Source organism: Dawidia soli (genome assembly GCF_018598185.1).
Lineage (GTDB): Bacteria > Bacteroidota > Bacteroidia > Cytophagales > Cyclobacteriaceae > Ohtaekwangia > Ohtaekwangia soli.
The window spans coordinates 95,268-110,916 of the sequence record NZ_JAHESC010000002.1 but is presented as its reverse complement, the minus strand read 5'-3'; the positions used below and the strand labels follow the sequence as shown (position 1 = coordinate 110,916).

Below are 15,649 nucleotides of genomic sequence, written 5' to 3'. Positions count from 1 at the left end.
TATGCCGCTCGTAGATTTAAAAATGAATATTGAAAAAATCTGATAATCAGGAGGATGGACAAACGATATTTCTCTGATAAAGTCGTTGAATGGTATCACACACGCAAACGTAACCTGCCCTGGCGGGATACCCAGGACCCCTACAAAATATGGTTGTCAGAGATCATTTTGCAGCAGACACGGGTCGCCCAGGGGCTGCCCTACTACCTCCGGTTTATCGAAAAGTTCCCGACCGTCCAGGCCCTGGCCGCCGCCTCCGAACAGGAAGTACTGCGCTTATGGCAAGGATTGGGCTACTACACGCGTGCCAGGAACCTGCACAAATGTGCCAAAGAGGTGGTAGCTCGGTTTCAGGGCGCCTTCCCCGACAATTTTCAAACGCTTAAAACCCTGCCCGGCATAGGCGATTACACCGCCGCGGCCATTGCATCCTTCGCATTTCGCGAATCCGTGGCCGTGGTCGACGGCAACGTCTTTCGCGTACTGGCCAGGATCTTTGGCATCGATACGGAAATCAACAGTCCGGAAGGGAAAAAGGTTTTTGCAACACTGGCAAATGAGCTGATCAGCACAAAAAACCCTGACCAGCACAACCAGGCTATCATGGAGTTCGGCGCCCTGTACTGCACTCCCGGCAAACCCGACTGCGACACCTGTACCTTTGCTACAACCTGCTTTGCCGCCAAAAACGAGCTGCAAGACATGCTGCCGGTTAAAACCAAAGCAAAAGCGGCCCGGCCCCGGTACTTCTACTATTATGTGATCCGCAAAGGCAAGTCGATGCTGATGAAAAAGCGCGATCAAAAAGACATCTGGCATGGCCTGTATGATTTTTATGTGGTCGAAAAAGTTAAACCTGCCAATCCGGTAAAGCTCATGGCACAAGATCCTCTGCTGAAGAAATTTAACCAGGACGACGCGACCATCTCAAAAAAATATAAACACGTGCTCAGCCACCAGATCATTCATGCGACATTCATTACACTGGCCGACCAAAGGTCGCAGGCAGCAGGTGCGGACGGACTAAAATACTATTCTTCACAAAAAATCTCCGATCTGCCTAAGCCCGTGTTGATTAGCCGGTTCCTGGAAGACTACCAGCTTTTATAGTTGACTCAAGATTGGTATTTTTGTTTACCTCCATGCACCACATGCTCTTACCGGCTCGTACCCGCGCGCACGCGTGGAGGGATGAAAGCTGTAAATAAATAATAACATATATGTCAGGAGTAAACAAAGTAATCTTAATTGGACGCCTTGGTAAAGATCCCGAAGTACGAAACCTCGACAACGGTGCCGTGGTAGCGAACTTCAGCATTGCCACCTCAGAAAGTTATAAGGACCGTACTACTGGTGAGAAGAAGGAAATAACAGAATGGCACAACATCGTGCTGTGGCGCGGCCTGGCAGAGATCGCTCAGAAGTACCTGCGCAAAGGCGACATGGTATACATCGAAGGAAAACTGCGCACACGCTCGTGGGAGAAAGACGGCGTAACGCGTTATACAACGGAGATCGTCGGCGATAACATGAACATGCTTTCACCGAAAGGCAATGGCGGCGGCGGTGGCATGAGTTCCGACTACGGTTCCTCAGACCGTTCGGTTGGCGACAACATGCGCGTAACCGCTCCGGCCGATACCAGCACGGACGACCTCCCGTTCTAATTCGTCACTGAGATCTTTTTTGCGTGGACGAACCTCCCGGGAACATCGAATTACTAAACATACTCACCCGCCCCGAGCCGGTGAGTATGTTTTTATATAGCGCAGGCTTGTTGGTACTGCTCGTGTTGGCCATCCTGATCACGCTATCAAAAACGGCACTGCTGTCACTCACCGCCGACGACATGATCACGCTGCGTCTGCAGCCGAGCCGCCGCGCGTACGCCGCTTTTATATTGTTAGAGCGACCCGAGCTGTTTATCACCACGGTAACATGGGCGAACACCGCCGTCTGGCTTACCTTCATCGTATTTCTGGGTAACTACCTGACCGCCGCGTTGTGGATTATACCGGTCGTAGCCTTAGTCGCCTTGACCTGCGAAACGTTGTTAAAAGCGTATGCCACCAAACACAACATGCGGCTCGCCCTGCGCGCCGCGCCCACCTGGCTCGCGCTGGCACGTCTGTGCAAACCCGCTACCTGGCCCCTGCGCAGATTCCGCTCCTGGATGGAGCGCGTGCTGAAGCAGGAAAGCAATGAGCCGACAGCCGAAGAGTTGGCAGAAGCATTGGGCCTTTCCAGGAAAGGTGAGAACGCGGAAGAAGATAGCGAAAAAGAGATTCTGCGGGGAGCCCTCACGTTCACCCGGCTCAGTGTACGGCAGGTTATGATTCCGATCAAAAACGCCGCAGCCATTAACAGCAGGCTTACCTTCACGCAACTGCAAGAGTACGTAGCCCAGGCACACCATGCACGCCTGCCGGTGTATGCTGAAAGCCCGGAAAAGATCGTCGGCATTTTATATGTCAAGGACTTGTTGCCGTTTCTGCATGAGAAGGCCGACTTTGGCTGGCAGAACCTGGTTCGTCCCGCCTCCTTTGTGCTGGAGTCCAGGAAGATTGACCAGCTCCTAATAGCCTTGCTGAAGAAATCCATCAAGATGGCAATCGTCGTCAACAACACAGGGCGCACCGTCGGCCTGGTCACCCTGCATGACCTCAGCGAAGAGATTGTCGGCGACATTAATAATGAGTTCGATCATGCCGTGGCACTGTTCCGCCGTGTAGACGACCATACCTGTCTGTTTGCCGGCGATGTTTCCATGAACGACCTGTACACATTACTCCTGCCGGAAACCGAGGCCATGCCACCGGTAGAACCGGTGGATAAATCGCTGCACGAGCAAATGCTGGAATGGCACGGTAAAATGCCGGTCTTAGGTGATGTTATCCGTCACGAACAATTTACCTTTACCGTGGAATCCCTCGAACACAAACAGATTAAACAGGTGCGGGTTCACATTCATGAGCGGCAAAAGCATTAACATTTTCGGTCTCGGCCTCATCACCGTCTTATTCGTCAATTCCTGTACGCGTGAGTACCTGCCCAAGCCGTTGGGCTACAATCGCCTCGAGCTGCCAGAGCCCGCATACACGTCGCTACCCGATTCATTGCCGTATACCTTTGAATATTCTAAACATGCCCGGCTGTTGCCGGACTCCTCGCGCATCCGTGAAAAATACTGGATCGAGATCTACTACCCGGCGCTAAAAGCAAACGTGCACATAACGTATAAGCCTTTGCACCGCGATGAAACGCTATTGAAGGAGCTGCTGGACGATGCGTACACGCTCACCGCAAAACACCAGATCAAAGCATCGGCTATTAACGAGGTGATCACAACGACACCTACCGGTAAGACAGCCGTCATTGCCGAGCTGGAAGGCGAAGTCCCCAGCCAGTTCCAGTTTACCGTTACCGATTCCGTTAACAACTTCATGCGGGGCGCGTTGTATTTCAACACACAGGTGGCCAACGACTCGCTTGCGCCCGCCATCGACTACATGAAAAAGGATATCATGCACATGATCAATACACTCGCATGGAAAAAACCAGGACCATCGATATGAAAAAACTACAAGCATTCCTACTCTGTATCCTGTCGGTTGCCGCGGTGCAAGCGCAGGACCTCTTCAACAAAAAAGACCTTACCGGCTGGGACGTGTACGGCACCGAAAAGTGGTATGTTGAAAATGGCGAGCTTATTTGCGAAAGCGGTCCCGACAAACAATACGGCTACCTGGCCACGCAAAAAGAATACAAGAATTTCGAATTGACGGTCGAATTCAAACAGGAGTCGAACGGCAACAGCGGCGTGTTCTTTCATGCTTCGATCGAAGGCACGCGCATCACAGGCTGGCAAGCCGAAGTAGCACCGGCAGGCAAACACACGGGCGGCATTTATGAATCGTACGGACGCGGTTGGCTGATCCAGCCGGATGCACAGGCCGAAAAGCTCTTAAAAGAAGGCGAATGGAATAAGATGGTCGTCCGGGTAGAGAACGACCGGGTAACGACCCATTTGAACGGGCACCCGGTGGTTATCTTAAAGGACGAAAAAATAGGCGCCAGCAATGGCAAAATTGCCCTGCAGATTCACGACGGTGGCGGCGTGAAAGTACGCTGGCGCAAAGTGCACCTGAAAACGCTGTAAGCTACCGCTGCCTTTCTTGCAGGTTGCGCGAGTAGCTCAAGATGTTCTGTACCGTTACCGGTGACGGCTGGAGGTCGGCAGCGTCGATCTCGTCCAGCATGCAGCGCAATTCATTGAACAACGCCTTGAGCTCGTTGTCGCACAGCAGTGCCCGGTCAATTTCCCGGCTCTCCTCCTCCGTAATCTCGCGGTATAGGTACCTCACTAGATCGGTTTGCGTAAAAGTTTTTATCATAGGCTCTGTTATTGATCATCTTCTTACGCAGGTTTATCAACGCATACCGCATACGGCCCAGAGCAGTGTTAATGCTCACTCCGGTGCGGCCGGCGATCTCCTGAAAGCTCATCTGTAGGTAGTGACGCATAATCAACACCTGTTTTTGCTCTTTGGGCAAATCCTTAATGTAATCCCGGAGCTTCATCCGCGTATCACGGCGGACGTGAATGTCCTCCATGGATCTTTCCGCGAACTTCAACGAATCGAATACGCGGCTTCCATCCTCCAGTACTATCTCCGGGTAGCGTTTGTCTTTTCTGAAATGGTCGATCGCCAGGTTATGGGCAATGCGACTGATCCATGGCAGGAATTTCCCCTCCTCGTTATACCGTCCACTACGGATGGTATTGATCGCTTTCACGAACGTCTCCTGCAACAGGTCCTCGGCTGTGTAGCGGTCTTTTACAATTAAGTAAATGGCCGTATAGAGCTTCGATTTGTGGCGGTGCAAGAGCATCTCAAAAGCCTTCTCGTTACCGTTACGATAGAGCGACACTAACTGGCTGTCGCTGAATCTGCTGTCAATCATTCTGTCTCATTTAGGTAACGTAGAGATCTCTGTCGATATTGTAGGGGTTAGATTTAGAATTGGAATGAAAAGATAGATGGTTTCCTTTAAAAGCGCAAAAAAATTTCTAAAAATTCTTGCCTCTCATACTATTTCTTTAGCTATTTGCTCGAGGATTTGTGTCACCATAAAGTATGGCAGTTAGTAAGAAAAAAGTTATCAAAAGCCTTGAAAATCTTTCGGAAGATTTGAAGGATTTAATTCACGAGCAATATCCAAATGGATACGAAGCGAGCATCACCCGCATCACCAATGCGAAGAAAGAGCCTATCTTCGTTTTTCCGCTGGAAACTGATGACTCTACCTACCTGATCAAAGTACCCGTCACCAAGAACAGTGAAGGCGAGTACGACGTGGAGTCATCGCGGTCGGAAAAAGAGTTCGACAACAACGACGAGGGCGACTTCAGCAACAATGACGACGATTTCGGCAGCGGCGGCAACAATGACGAGGACGATTATGACGAGGAGGGCGGCGGCAAACGCGGGCGCGAGGCCAGCTACGATCCCGATTTTGACGCCTGACCTGCTGAAAAAAAATATTGCACAAACACCGGAACACCATCCTATCGGATGGTGTTTTGCTTTCTGCGTAGATTGATTACTTTGACAACTTAAAGACGAAACTTTGAGCCAGGCCCTGATAGCAACCGAAAAACAAATCGAAGACCTCGACCCCCGCGAATACATCATTATCAAACGTGCACGGGTAAACAACCTCAAAAACCTGAGCGTCGCCATTCCCCGCAACAAGCTGGTGGTCATCACAGGCCTTTCCGGGTCGGGAAAATCATCGCTTGCGTTTGACACTCTCTTCGCCGAAGGCCAGCGCATGTACGTGGAAAGCCTCAGCTCCTACGCACGCCAGTTCCTCGGCCGGATGGAAAAACCGGAGGTGGACTACATCAAAGGCGTTTCCCCCGCCATCGCCATCGAGCAAAAGGTCAACACCCGCAACCCCCGGTCGACCGTCGGCACGACCACCGAAATTTATGACTACCTCAAGCTGCTGTTCGCCCGCATCGGCAAAACCTACTCACCCGTCAGCGGCAAAGAGGTGAAACGCGATACCGTCAGCACCGTCGTGGATTATATCAACGGCTTGCCCCAGGGCACCCGTGTCATGATCGCTTGCCCGCTGCTGATCAAAAAAGGCCGGAAACTGCACGATGAGCTCAACCTGCTCCTCAGCAAAGGCTTCGCACGTATCCTGGTAGACGGTGAAATGAAGTTCATCGAAGAAATTCTCACCCCTCCGGTACCCGAAGGAAAGAAAAAAGCACCAGCCAAAGCGGCCAGGATCACAGGCGAGATCGAGGTCCTGATCGATCGCGCCAGCGTGCAACCCGACGACGAAGACACCACCTTCCGCCTTTCCGACTCCGTGCAAACGGCGTTCTTTGAAGGCGAGGGCGACTGCATCGTCTATGCCGAAGGATCGAAGAAAACCCATTTTTCCGATCGCTTCGAGCTTGACGGCATGACCTTTACAGAACCATCCATCAACTTTTTCAGCTTTAACAACCCCTACGGTGCTTGCCAGACCTGCGAGGGCTTTGGCAAGGTATTGGGCATTGACGAAGACCTCGTTGTTCCCGACAAATCGCTCTCGGTGTACGAGGGCGCCATTGCTCCCTGGCGAAGTGAGACCATGGGCGAGTGGCAAAAGCCGCTGGTTAAGAATGGCATCAAGTTCGACTTCCCCATTCACCGCCCCTACAACGAGCTCACCAAGGCACAGCAGGAATTGCTGTGGAACGGTAACAGCTACTTTGAAGGCATAAACGAGTTCTTCCGTTACCTGGAGTCGAAGACCCACAAAATTCAATATCGCGTGCTGCTGTCGCGCTACCGCGGCCGCACCAACTGCCCCGACTGCAAAGGCACACGCCTGCGCAAGGACGCGCAATACGTAAAGATCGCCGACACGTCCATCACCGACATCGTGCTGTTACCGATCGAAGAAGCGCTGGTCTTTTTCAATAGTCTCAAATTGCCGGTGCACGACCAAAAAGTCTCCGAGCGCATTCTGACCGAAATAAAATCACGGCTTGAATACCTGGCGAAAGTGGGCCTGGGGTACTTAACCCTAAACCGCATCACCTCGACGTTATCAGGCGGTGAATATCAGCGCATCAAGCTGGCGACATCGCTGGGTAGCGCCCTGGTGGGATCGATGTACATACTCGACGAGCCCAGCATCGGTCTGCACCCCAAAGACACTGACCGCATGATCCAGGTGCTGAAGACCCTGCGCGACCTTGGCAACACCGTGATCGTGGTTGAGCACGAAGAAGAGATCATGCGCGCAGCCGATCAGATCATCGACATAGGCCCCGACGCAGGCAGCCACGGCGGCGAGCTCGTCTTCCAGGGTACGTTGAAAGAGATCAACGGCAAGGTTCGCTCGCATACCACGGACTACCTCACCGGCCGCGAAGAAATTGTAACCCCCAAGGTGCGTCGCAAGTGGAAAGACGCCGTGACGGTTTTCGGCGCCCGCGAAAACAACCTGAAGAACCTGACGGTAAAATTCCCGCTGTCGGCGCTGACAGTGGTTACAGGGGTGAGTGGATCCGGTAAGTCTACGCTTATTAAGAAAATCTTATATCCGGTGCTGGGTCGTTTAAATGGCTCCGTATCGGAAGTGCCGGGCAAATACGACAAGATCGAAGGCGAGTTCGGCAAGATCACCCAGGTGGAATTTGTCGATCAAAACCCCATTGGTAAGTCGTCGCGATCCAACCCGATCAGCTATGTAAAAGCATACGACGCCATTCGTAACCTGTATGCCGAGCAACCGCTTTCCAAACAACGCGGCTACAAACCCGCGCACTTCTCCTTTAACGTAGAGGGCGGACGCTGCGATACCTGCGAGGGCGAAGGCGAAATCCGCGTAGAGATGCAATTCATGGCCGATATCTTTCTGAAATGCGAGAGCTGCCACGGCAAGCGTTTCAAGCAAGAGATCCTGGAAGTGGAATACAACGGCAAGAACATTGCCGACATACTCGACATGACCGTGGAAGATGCATTGACATTCTTCCAGGACAAGAAAGCCATCTACGACAAGATTTTTCCCTTGTTCGATGTAGGATTGGGGTATGTCAAGCTGGGCCAATCTTCCAATTCCCTGAGTGGGGGCGAGGCACAACGTGTAAAGCTGGCTTCCTTCCTGGGCAGGAATTCGACCGAAGGCCATATCCTTTTCATCTTTGACGAACCCACAACCGGGTTGCACTTCCACGACATTGCCAAGCTGCTGAAGGCCATCAATGCGCTGGCAGACATCGGCCATAGCGTCATCGTCATCGAGCATAACCTAGAAGTGATCAAATGCGCGGATTGGATCATTGACCTGGGCCCCGAGGGTGGTGAAAAGAAAGGTGGTAACCTGATGTTTGAAGGCACACCCGAAGACATGGTGAAAAAAGGGAAGGGCTTTACCGCTGAATTTCTTCGCGAGAAGTTTAAATAGTCACCAGGGTCATGCCGAACAGACCGGTGTAAAGGCCTATGACAATAGCGACAACGATGCCCACAATCAGTAAAATCTTCTTTTTCATGAATGTAATGCGGAAGGGGTTTGCTTCTGAAGACACTACAAGTGTCCGGAAAGTTGTAGGCAGCGTGGGATTTCTTTTCAATTTCTTTCACACAATACCCCTATACCCCATGCTGCGGTAGGTAGTCCATAGCCGATTTGATCTTTCATGGATCGGCCATGGACTACTTATGTATTAACGTCTTACATAAACGCGGCCACCGGGTCTGCTATTGTCCAGGTAGGTCACGAAGTCGTCATCGTAATATTCGTCTACCTCCACACGTGTGGCACGGTGCACGTCTACGTGGCGCATCGCTACCGGTATGCCGGCACTTACGCTCCAGTTTCTGCCGCCGAACGATATATATACCTGGCGTTGGTAATCATAGTATACGTCATAATCCCGATAATATACATACCGCACGGGGCGAGGGTGGTGGTAAACAACCCGACGCTCTACCGGGGCATGGTGGTGGTGATGGACGACGCGCACCTCGTGGTGGCAGTGGCGATCGTGATGGTGCACATGCTCGTGACGATGACGTTCGCCATGATGATGGCCCCCGCGATTACCCTGTGCATATACGCCCATACTGGAACCCGCTAACAACGCTATCGATGCTGCGCGTAAAAAGATCGTCGTTTTCATATAAGTGCTCGTTTTAAATCTCGGAGGCGAACCCCCTTGACCCTACAAATGCAAACGCAATGCCAGTTGTAAAATGCGCTGTACAAGGGCTGAGCACCAAGTAATTACAACGAGCCTTATCGCTCTTTTTCTTTGCTCAGGTCGCCAAAGATGCTGTTGAGCAGCGAGAGGATCAGGCTAAAGGCAAGCGCCCACCAAAAGCCGTCTACCCGAAAACCGGGGGTGAGAAAATCTACCAGTTGGATCATGAGCGCGTTGATCACCAATAAAAAAAGGCCCAGCGTAAAGACGGTAACAGGAATCGTAAACACCACCAGGATAGGTTTTACAAAAGCATTGACCACCGCCAGCACGACCGCTACCAGCAATGCGTACCCGTAATGTTCCACGTGCACACCCGGCAACAGGTACGCACCAACTAAAACCGCTAATCCGCTCAATAAAAAACCGATGATTCCGTTCATTTTGGGCCTTCGAAAATTTGCTTGAAGTTCTGCTTTTACCTTTAGAAGTCAAATTTTAAATTTCGAACATGTACGCGATTGTTGACATCGAAACGACGGGAGGGTTTGCAGCGAGTCATCGCATTACCGAGATCGCGATCTATCACCACGACGGCATTCGTATTACCGACAGTTACCGTACATTGGTAAATCCCGGCCGCGAAATTCCATACTATATCACGGGCCTTACAGGCATTACCACCGAAATGGTCATGGATGCGCCTTCGTTCGAGGAAATTTCGGAAGAGATATTCGCCAAGCTCGACGGTCGCGTATTTGTTGCGCACAACGCACACTTCGATTATTCATTCATCAAACAGGAATTCGAGCTGGTCGGTGTGAACTGGCAACCCCGCAAGCTGTGTACCGTGCGGTTGAGCCGCAAGATCATACCCGGACTGCGTTCCTACAGCTTGGGCAGCCTGGCCGAAAGCCTCGGCATAGAAATTGAAAATCGCCACCGCGCAGACGGCGACGCACACGCCACTGTCAAGATCTTCCACGAATTGTTGGAGCGCGATCGCGAAGGCCAGATCCTGAAGGCGCTAAAGAAAAATTCGGGCGAAACCATTCTTCCGCCGAATCTGCCAAAAGAAGAGTTCGACAAACTGCCGTCGTTGCCGGGAGTATACTATTTCCTGAACGCACGCGGACAAGTGATCTATGTCGGCAAGGCCATCAACATCAAAAAACGTATCGCCGGACACTTTACCGGCGACGCCCGCGAGTGGAGCCGCTCGAAGATCCGGAACGAAATACACCACGTTACCTACGAGCTCACCGGCAATGAATTGATTGCCCTCATCCTCGAGTCGCAGGAAATTCGCCGCCTGTGGCCGAAGTACAACCAGGCGCAAAAAACCAAAGTAGAAGAGTGGGGCATCTTTAGCTACGAAGACCGTAACGGATACTTGCGGTTTTCCGCTAACATCGTTACCAAAGGATCTTTTCCGCTGATCCGCTTTGGCACAAAGGGCGATGCCTGGAATTTTTTGTGGGAAAAAGTGCGCGAGTTTGAATTGTGCCCCAAACTCTCCGGATTGCAAGTAGCCAAGGGCCTGTGCTTCAGTCACCAGACAGGCGAATGCCACGGCGCTTGCGAAGGGGTGGAAGGCGTTGCCGATTACAACGATCGCATAACGCAGGCCGTCGCTTCGTTTAAGGCATCGGGCAGCACCGTGGCACTTATCGGCAAAGGCCGGAATATAGAAGAACAATCCCTGGTACTGGTAGACAAAGGTGTGTATTGCGGCTTTGGCTATTTCGACCGCAACGTGGCCATTACCGATTTTGAATCAGCGCGAACTTACGTACGAATAAGCCCCGAAACTCCCATTGTACAAAACGTCGTCAATTCGTACCTCACCAATCCGCGAGACGTTGAATTGGTTGTTTTTTAGGGGAAAAATGCGCGACAATCCGGCGCAAGGGTTAAGTTTGCAGCGGTCAATTAACCCAACATGACAACAAAAGAATTTATTACCGCCAACAAGGATAGATTTCTTTCCGAGCTGTTCGACTGGCTGCGCATACCTTCCGTCAGCGCCGACAGTAAACACAAGCAAGACGTACGAAAAGCCGCCGAGTTTCTAAAAGAAAAACTCACCGCTGCCGGTGTAGACAAGGTGGAGATCAACGAGACAAAAGGTCACCCGATCGTATACGCCGAAAAAATAATAAACCCCTCGTTGCCCACCGTGCTGGTGTACGGCCACTACGATGTGCAGCCCCCCGATCCGCTCAACCTGTGGGATTCACCTCCCTTCGAACCGGTTATCCGCAATGAAAAGATCTACGCGCGCGGCGCCTGCGATGACAAAGGTCAGGTATACATGCACGTAAAAGCTTTCGAGGCCATGATGAAACTCGATCTGCTGCCGTGCAACATCAAGTTCATGGTAGAAGGCGAAGAGGAAGTAGGCTCGGACAACCTTGGCGACTTTGTGAAAGCAAACAAAGCGAAGCTCAAGTCCGACGTGATCCTGATCTCCGACACGGCCCTGATCTCTCTGGAGCACCCATCCATCACGACGGGTCTGCGCGGGCTTAGCTACATGGAGGTAGAAGTAACCGGCCCTAACCGCGACCTGCACTCAGGTGTGTATGGCGGTGCCGTTGCCAACCCCATCAATGTGTTGTGCAGCATGATCGAATCCCTGCACGACAAAGACGGTAAAGTGGCCATTCCCGGTTTCTACGATAAAGTTGCCGAGCTCACCGCAGCCGAACGTACCGACCTGAACAAGGCACCGTTCAACCTGGATGACTACAAAAAGGAATTGGGCATCGACGAGATTAAAGGCGAAAAAGGATATACAACACTCGAGCGCACAGGCGTAAGACCTACGCTGGATGTCAACGGCATCTGGGGAGGTTATACAGGCGAAGGCGCAAAGACTGTGTTGCCGTCAAAAGCGAGCGCGAAGATTTCAATGCGCCTGGTTCCCAACCAGGTTAGCGCGGAGATCACGGAGCTATTCACCAAGCACTTTAAAGCAATCGCCCCTCCGTATGTAAAGGTAAAGGTAATGGCGCACCACGGCGGCGAACCGGCGGTAACGCCTACAAACTCCGATGCCTATCGTGCCGCCAGCAAGGCGTTTGAAGAAGTCTTTGGCAAGAGCCCAATACCGACGCGTGACGGCGGAAGCATCCCGATTGTGGCACTCTTCAAAAAAGAGCTGGAGCTTGATACCGTGTTAATGGGCTTCGGACTTGATACCGATGCACTGCACTCGCCGAATGAGCACTATGGAGTGAACAACTTCCTGGTAGGCATTGAAACGATCGTAGCGTTTTATAAGCACTACGCCAAACGATAATACGCGGCAAATGCCCAAAAGCAAAAGCTCCTCCCTTCTTTCGAACGGAGGAGCTTTTTGTTTAGGAGAAAGCTTCCTTCTACTACCAACATCATTATCCCATCACATAGTTTTTCTCCACGGTTCCGGGGGGAACCGTCATGCTACGTTTCAGATGTAATTCTCCTCATTCATTCAACGTCACCACACCAACTCCGATAACATCACAACAACACGACCGGAATTACTATCTGAACCAGCTCCTGACAGCGACCGCGAATTTTACCCATTCCCTCCATCCTTTCCTTTCGCTTTAATCTCGCTCAAAACAAACTCAAATTTCCGCCTCTCCTGAATTTCGTCAGATCAATCGGCGGCATGCTTTTATCGCCGAAGTATTTCTTCTTCGACGCCCGGAAGAGCTGATGGATCGCTTGCGCAAAGTTTCCTTCGCCCGTCATACGCCTTCCAAAATTGGAATCGTTCACTTTACCCCCGTGCATCTCGCAGATCTGGTGCCAAACTTTCTCGAAGCGATCGGGAAAGTTCTTTCGCAACCAGTCTTCGAAGATCTGTCCGATCGAACCATTTAGCCGTACAACCGTCATGCCCACACTCAAAGCCCCATGTTCACTTGCCGCCTTTAACACCTGCGGAATTTCATGATGATTTAGGCCTGGTATGATCGGTGCATTCATAACACCCACCGGTATACCCGCCTTTGCCAGCGCCTCTACGGTTTTTAGCCTTTTGACGGCACTCGCCGTACGGGGCTCCATTACGCTCCGAAGCTTCTCGTCGAGCGTGGTAATGGAAATGTATACATGCACGAGGTTATCCTGCGCAAGGTCTTTCAACAGATCCAGGTCTCGTAATATTAACCCGTTCTTCGTGATCATGCCCAACGGATGCCGATAGCGCGCAAAGACCTTCAACATACTCCGCGTAATCTCCATCTTGCGCTCGAGCGGCTGATAACAATCTGTATTTCCTGAAACGCTGATCGGTACCGGCTGCCACGTCGGGCTCAATAACATCTTCTCCAATAATTGCGGAGCATTCTTCTTCACAATGATCTTGCTCTCGAAGTCGATCCCCGCGCTAAAGCCCCAATACTCATGTGTATTGCGCGCATAACAATAGATACAACCGTGCTCACATCCCTGGTAGGGATTGGTTGAATACATCATGCCCAGATCCGGACTCGTTACTTTGTTGACGATGGTCTTCGATGTTTCATAAAAGACCTGCGTGGTGGGCGCCTCCATCAGTGGCTCGTCCAATCCCTCCACATGCTCCGTAACATACTGAGCTTTTAGATACTTATTATCCGTTCTGATCTGGGCACCCCGGCCTTTGAAATAATCATCCTCCATGCGCATCCTCCTTTCTGATCACCCGTAACCACCCCACATAGTTATCTAATTTATTTAGTTTTATCAACTAAAATAATTAGAATAAATTATCTGCAGCACTTCTCCCCAATTGTTTATTTTCGCTCAAATTTCACGCTTGCTCTCGTACCGTGCTACTCCCGTCATACCGATCTCCGACGACCCGCTGAGCGCCGCCGGCATCACACTTCACGTAAAGCGCGAAGACCTCAACCATCCCCATGTTTCCGGCAACAAGTGGTGGAAGCTGAAATACAACCTCGAAGCCGCAAAACAACAGGGACATACTACCGTACTGACATTCGGCGGTGCTTACTCCAATCATCTTTATGCTACCGCCGCCGCCGCGCACGCCCTGGACCTGCGAAGCATCGGCGTAGTACGCGGCGAAAGGACTGCGCCGCTCAACACTACCCTGGCATTTGCACAAGCCGCGGGCATGCACCTGCACTATGTCAGCCGTGAAGCGTATCGCCAAAAAACGGATGAGGACTTTCACAAAACACTGCATGGACAGTTCGGTGATTTTTATACTATACCTGAAGGCGGGACCAACACCCTCGCCCTGAAAGGCACGCGGGAATTTGCCACGACATTTCCCACAGAACCTTTCGACTATATCTGCCTGCCTGTAGGCACCGGCGGTACAATGGCGGGTATTATACAAGGGGCTGTTTACGGAGAGGTTATCGGATTCTCAGCACTCAAGGGAAGTTTCCTCACAGACGAGGTAAAGGTACTATTAGATCACGATGCCCCCATGCGTCCGTGGCACATCAACGATCAGTACCATATGGGGGGCTATGCAAAAACGAACGATGTATTGACCACATTCATCAAAAACTTCCAGAGCAAACATAACATCCCACTGGACTTTGTTTATACCGGAAAAATGATGTGGGGTATTTACGATCTTGTCCAACAGGGCTGTTTTGCGCGCGGCAGCAGGATCCTCGCCATTCACACAGGCGGGCTACAGGGCAACGGCGACATGCTAGCGCAATAGCATCAGCACCGCGGCCAATACCGTCACGCCCATAATAAACCAACGATACGTCTTGTCTTTCAAATACTTCACAAGGACGATCCCGATATAAGCACCCAGCGCAATTGCCGGCAGCGTGATAACATCGAGCAAAAGTGTATTCCAGGTAATGGTGTGCCAGCTAAAAACATGGAACGGAACCTTGGACCAGTTCATCACCATAAAGAACCACGCCGTCGTGCCGATGAAGACATTCTTGGGCAGACGCATAGATAGAAAGTAGACCGCCATGAGGGAACCCGCCAGATTTCCCACCATCGACGTAAATCCACCCGTCGTTCCGGCAAGCCCGGCGAACCAGGGACTATCGGGAACATCTTCCTTTCGCCCACGCTCCAGCCAGATCATGATGATCACGCTCAGGATGATGATCACTGCCATGATCATGCGAAACACATCGTCGGGCATGCTCTTGCCGACGATTGTACCGAGAATGGTGCCCAGTATCGCCCATGGGAAAAGCTTGCGCAGGTATTTCCACTCGGCATGGCGATGATAGTATAGCACACCCATGATATCGGCCATGCAAATAATGGGTAGCATGATCCCGCTCGAAAGCTGACCCCCGAACACCGATGCGAGCAACGGTACTGCCATTGTTCCCGTACCGTGTATACCCGTTTTGGACATCCCGATAAGGATCGCTACCAGAAAGAAGATAACAAGATCGGCGACCGAAAGCTCAAACGAAAAAAGAGAGATCATAC

The 15,649-nt window shown here is 51.5% G+C and carries 16 protein-coding genes; 10 read left to right on the top strand and 6 right to left on the bottom strand.

Going from position 1 to position 15,649, the window contains the following annotated elements:
- Positions 1-54 precede the first annotated feature (54 nt).
- The 5 genes from mutY to KK078_RS01815 all read left to right on the top strand — a co-directional run bounded on the left by mutY (position 55) and on the right by KK078_RS01815 (position 4,159).
- Positions 55-1,110: an A/G-specific adenine glycosylase gene (gene mutY, locus KK078_RS01835; RefSeq protein ID WP_254088527.1), complete on the top strand. Its 1,056-nt coding sequence runs from the start codon at positions 55-57 to the stop codon at positions 1,108-1,110.
- A gap of 110 nt (positions 1,111-1,220) precedes the next feature.
- Positions 1,221-1,667: a single-stranded DNA-binding protein gene (ssb, locus tag KK078_RS01830; RefSeq protein WP_262898568.1), complete on the top strand. Its 447-nt coding sequence runs from the start codon at positions 1,221-1,223 to the stop codon at positions 1,665-1,667.
- Between the two features lie 23 nt (positions 1,668-1,690).
- Positions 1,691-2,989, top strand: a complete 1,299-nt coding sequence (locus tag KK078_RS01825; protein WP_254088526.1) for a hemolysin family protein — start codon at positions 1,691-1,693, stop codon at positions 2,987-2,989.
- A complete protein-coding gene (gene gldD, locus KK078_RS01820) occupies positions 2,970-3,575 on the top strand; it encodes a gliding motility lipoprotein GldD (protein WP_254088525.1) in 606 nt (201 codons plus the stop codon). Before KK078_RS01825 ends, gldD begins: the two co-directional genes overlap by 20 nt.
- Positions 3,572-4,159, top strand: coding sequence for a 3-keto-disaccharide hydrolase (locus tag KK078_RS01815; protein WP_254088524.1), 588 nt, complete (start codon positions 3,572-3,574; stop codon positions 4,157-4,159). Before gldD ends, KK078_RS01815 begins: the two co-directional genes overlap by 4 nt.
- A 1-nt stretch (position 4,160) precedes the next feature.
- Here the strand turns inward: KK078_RS01815 and KK078_RS01810 are convergent, their stop codons facing one another.
- Positions 4,161-4,364 carry a hypothetical protein gene (locus KK078_RS01810; RefSeq protein ID WP_254088523.1) on the bottom strand — a complete coding sequence of 68 codons (204 nt, stop codon included), beginning with the start codon at positions 4,362-4,364 and terminating at the stop codon, positions 4,161-4,163.
- Positions 4,315-4,965 carry an RNA polymerase sigma factor gene (locus KK078_RS01805; protein ID WP_254088522.1) on the bottom strand — a complete coding sequence of 217 codons (651 nt, stop codon included), beginning with the start codon at positions 4,963-4,965 and terminating at the stop codon, positions 4,315-4,317. The genes KK078_RS01810 and KK078_RS01805 overlap by 50 nt, the downstream gene beginning before the upstream one ends.
- Before the next feature lie 173 nt (positions 4,966-5,138).
- On the opposite strand from KK078_RS01805, the gene KK078_RS01800 reads away from it, so the two are divergent.
- Together KK078_RS01800 and uvrA are read left to right on the top strand one after the other, a co-directional pair.
- Positions 5,139-5,528 (top strand): hypothetical protein, encoded by a 390-nt coding sequence (locus KK078_RS01800; protein WP_254088521.1) that lies wholly within the window; start codon positions 5,139-5,141, stop codon positions 5,526-5,528.
- 103 nt (positions 5,529-5,631) lie between these two features.
- Positions 5,632-8,481 carry an excinuclease ABC subunit UvrA gene (gene uvrA, locus KK078_RS01795; protein ID WP_254088520.1) on the top strand — a complete coding sequence of 950 codons (2,850 nt, stop codon included), beginning with the start codon at positions 5,632-5,634 and terminating at the stop codon, positions 8,479-8,481.
- Between the two features lie 262 nt (positions 8,482-8,743).
- Here uvrA and KK078_RS01790 read toward each other — a convergent pair whose 3' ends face one another.
- Positions 8,744-9,199, bottom strand: a complete 456-nt coding sequence (locus KK078_RS01790; RefSeq protein ID WP_254088519.1) for a hypothetical protein — start codon at positions 9,197-9,199, stop codon at positions 8,744-8,746.
- 116 nt (positions 9,200-9,315) lie between these two features.
- Entirely contained in the window at positions 9,316-9,663 is a 348-nt protein-coding gene (locus KK078_RS01785; RefSeq protein ID WP_254088518.1) for a phage holin family protein, read from the bottom strand.
- 68 nt (positions 9,664-9,731) lie between these two features.
- On the opposite strand from KK078_RS01785, the gene KK078_RS01780 reads away from it, so the two are divergent.
- Together KK078_RS01780 and KK078_RS01775 are read left to right on the top strand one after the other, a co-directional pair.
- Complete coding sequence (locus KK078_RS01780; RefSeq protein WP_254088517.1) at positions 9,732-11,102, top strand: exonuclease domain-containing protein; 1,371 nt, start codon at positions 9,732-9,734, stop codon at positions 11,100-11,102.
- Between the two features lie 60 nt (positions 11,103-11,162).
- The gene (locus KK078_RS01775; RefSeq protein WP_254088516.1) at positions 11,163-12,524 is read left to right on the top strand and encodes a dipeptidase; all 1,362 of its coding nucleotides are present in this window, start codon (positions 11,163-11,165) and stop codon (positions 12,522-12,524) included.
- A gap of 302 nt (positions 12,525-12,826) precedes the next feature.
- On the opposite strand, the gene KK078_RS01770 is transcribed toward KK078_RS01775, so the two are convergent.
- Positions 12,827-13,879, bottom strand: a complete 1,053-nt coding sequence (locus KK078_RS01770) for a PA0069 family radical SAM protein (RefSeq protein WP_254088515.1) — start codon at positions 13,877-13,879, stop codon at positions 12,827-12,829.
- Positions 13,880-14,015: 136 nt separating this feature from the next.
- On the opposite strand from KK078_RS01770, the gene KK078_RS01765 reads away from it, so the two are divergent.
- Positions 14,016-14,903: a 1-aminocyclopropane-1-carboxylate deaminase/D-cysteine desulfhydrase gene (locus KK078_RS01765; protein ID WP_254088514.1), complete on the top strand. Its 888-nt coding sequence runs from the start codon at positions 14,016-14,018 to the stop codon at positions 14,901-14,903.
- Here KK078_RS01765 and KK078_RS01760 read toward each other — a convergent pair.
- Positions 14,892-15,647, bottom strand: coding sequence for a sulfite exporter TauE/SafE family protein (locus KK078_RS01760; protein ID WP_254088513.1), 756 nt, complete (start codon positions 15,645-15,647; stop codon positions 14,892-14,894). The genes KK078_RS01765 and KK078_RS01760 overlap by 12 nt on opposite strands.
- Positions 15,648-15,649 lie beyond the last annotated feature (2 nt).

Bases quoted from the DNA above. Each gene is read 5' to 3' on its own strand.
- gldD (WP_254088525.1), top strand. From the start codon at position 2,970: ATGAGCGGCAAAAGCATTAACATTTTCGGTCTCGGCCTCATCACCGTC.
- KK078_RS01815 (WP_254088524.1), top strand. From the start codon at position 3,572: ATGAAAAAACTACAAGCATTCCTACTCTGTATCCTGTCGGTTGCCGCG.
- KK078_RS01805 (WP_254088522.1), bottom strand. From the start codon at position 4,965: ATGATTGACAGCAGATTCAGCGACAGCCAGTTAGTGTCGCTCTATCGT.
- KK078_RS01775 (WP_254088516.1), top strand. From the start codon at position 11,163: ATGACAACAAAAGAATTTATTACCGCCAACAAGGATAGATTTCTTTCC.
- KK078_RS01800 (WP_254088521.1), top strand. From the start codon at position 5,139: ATGGCAGTTAGTAAGAAAAAAGTTATCAAAAGCCTTGAAAATCTTTCG.
- KK078_RS01780 (WP_254088517.1), top strand. From the start codon at position 9,732: ATGTACGCGATTGTTGACATCGAAACGACGGGAGGGTTTGCAGCGAGT.
- mutY (WP_254088527.1), top strand. From the start codon at position 55: ATGGACAAACGATATTTCTCTGATAAAGTCGTTGAATGGTATCACACA.
- KK078_RS01770 (WP_254088515.1), bottom strand. From the start codon at position 13,879: ATGGAGGATGATTATTTCAAAGGCCGGGGTGCCCAGATCAGAACGGAT.
- KK078_RS01785 (WP_254088518.1), bottom strand. From the start codon at position 9,663: ATGAACGGAATCATCGGTTTTTTATTGAGCGGATTAGCGGTTTTAGTT.
- KK078_RS01760 (WP_254088513.1), bottom strand. From the start codon at position 15,647: ATGATCTCTCTTTTTTCGTTTGAGCTTTCGGTCGCCGATCTTGTTATC.
- KK078_RS01790 (WP_254088519.1), bottom strand. From the start codon at position 9,199: ATGAAAACGACGATCTTTTTACGCGCAGCATCGATAGCGTTGTTAGCG.
- ssb (WP_262898568.1), top strand. From the start codon at position 1,221: ATGTCAGGAGTAAACAAAGTAATCTTAATTGGACGCCTTGGTAAAGAT.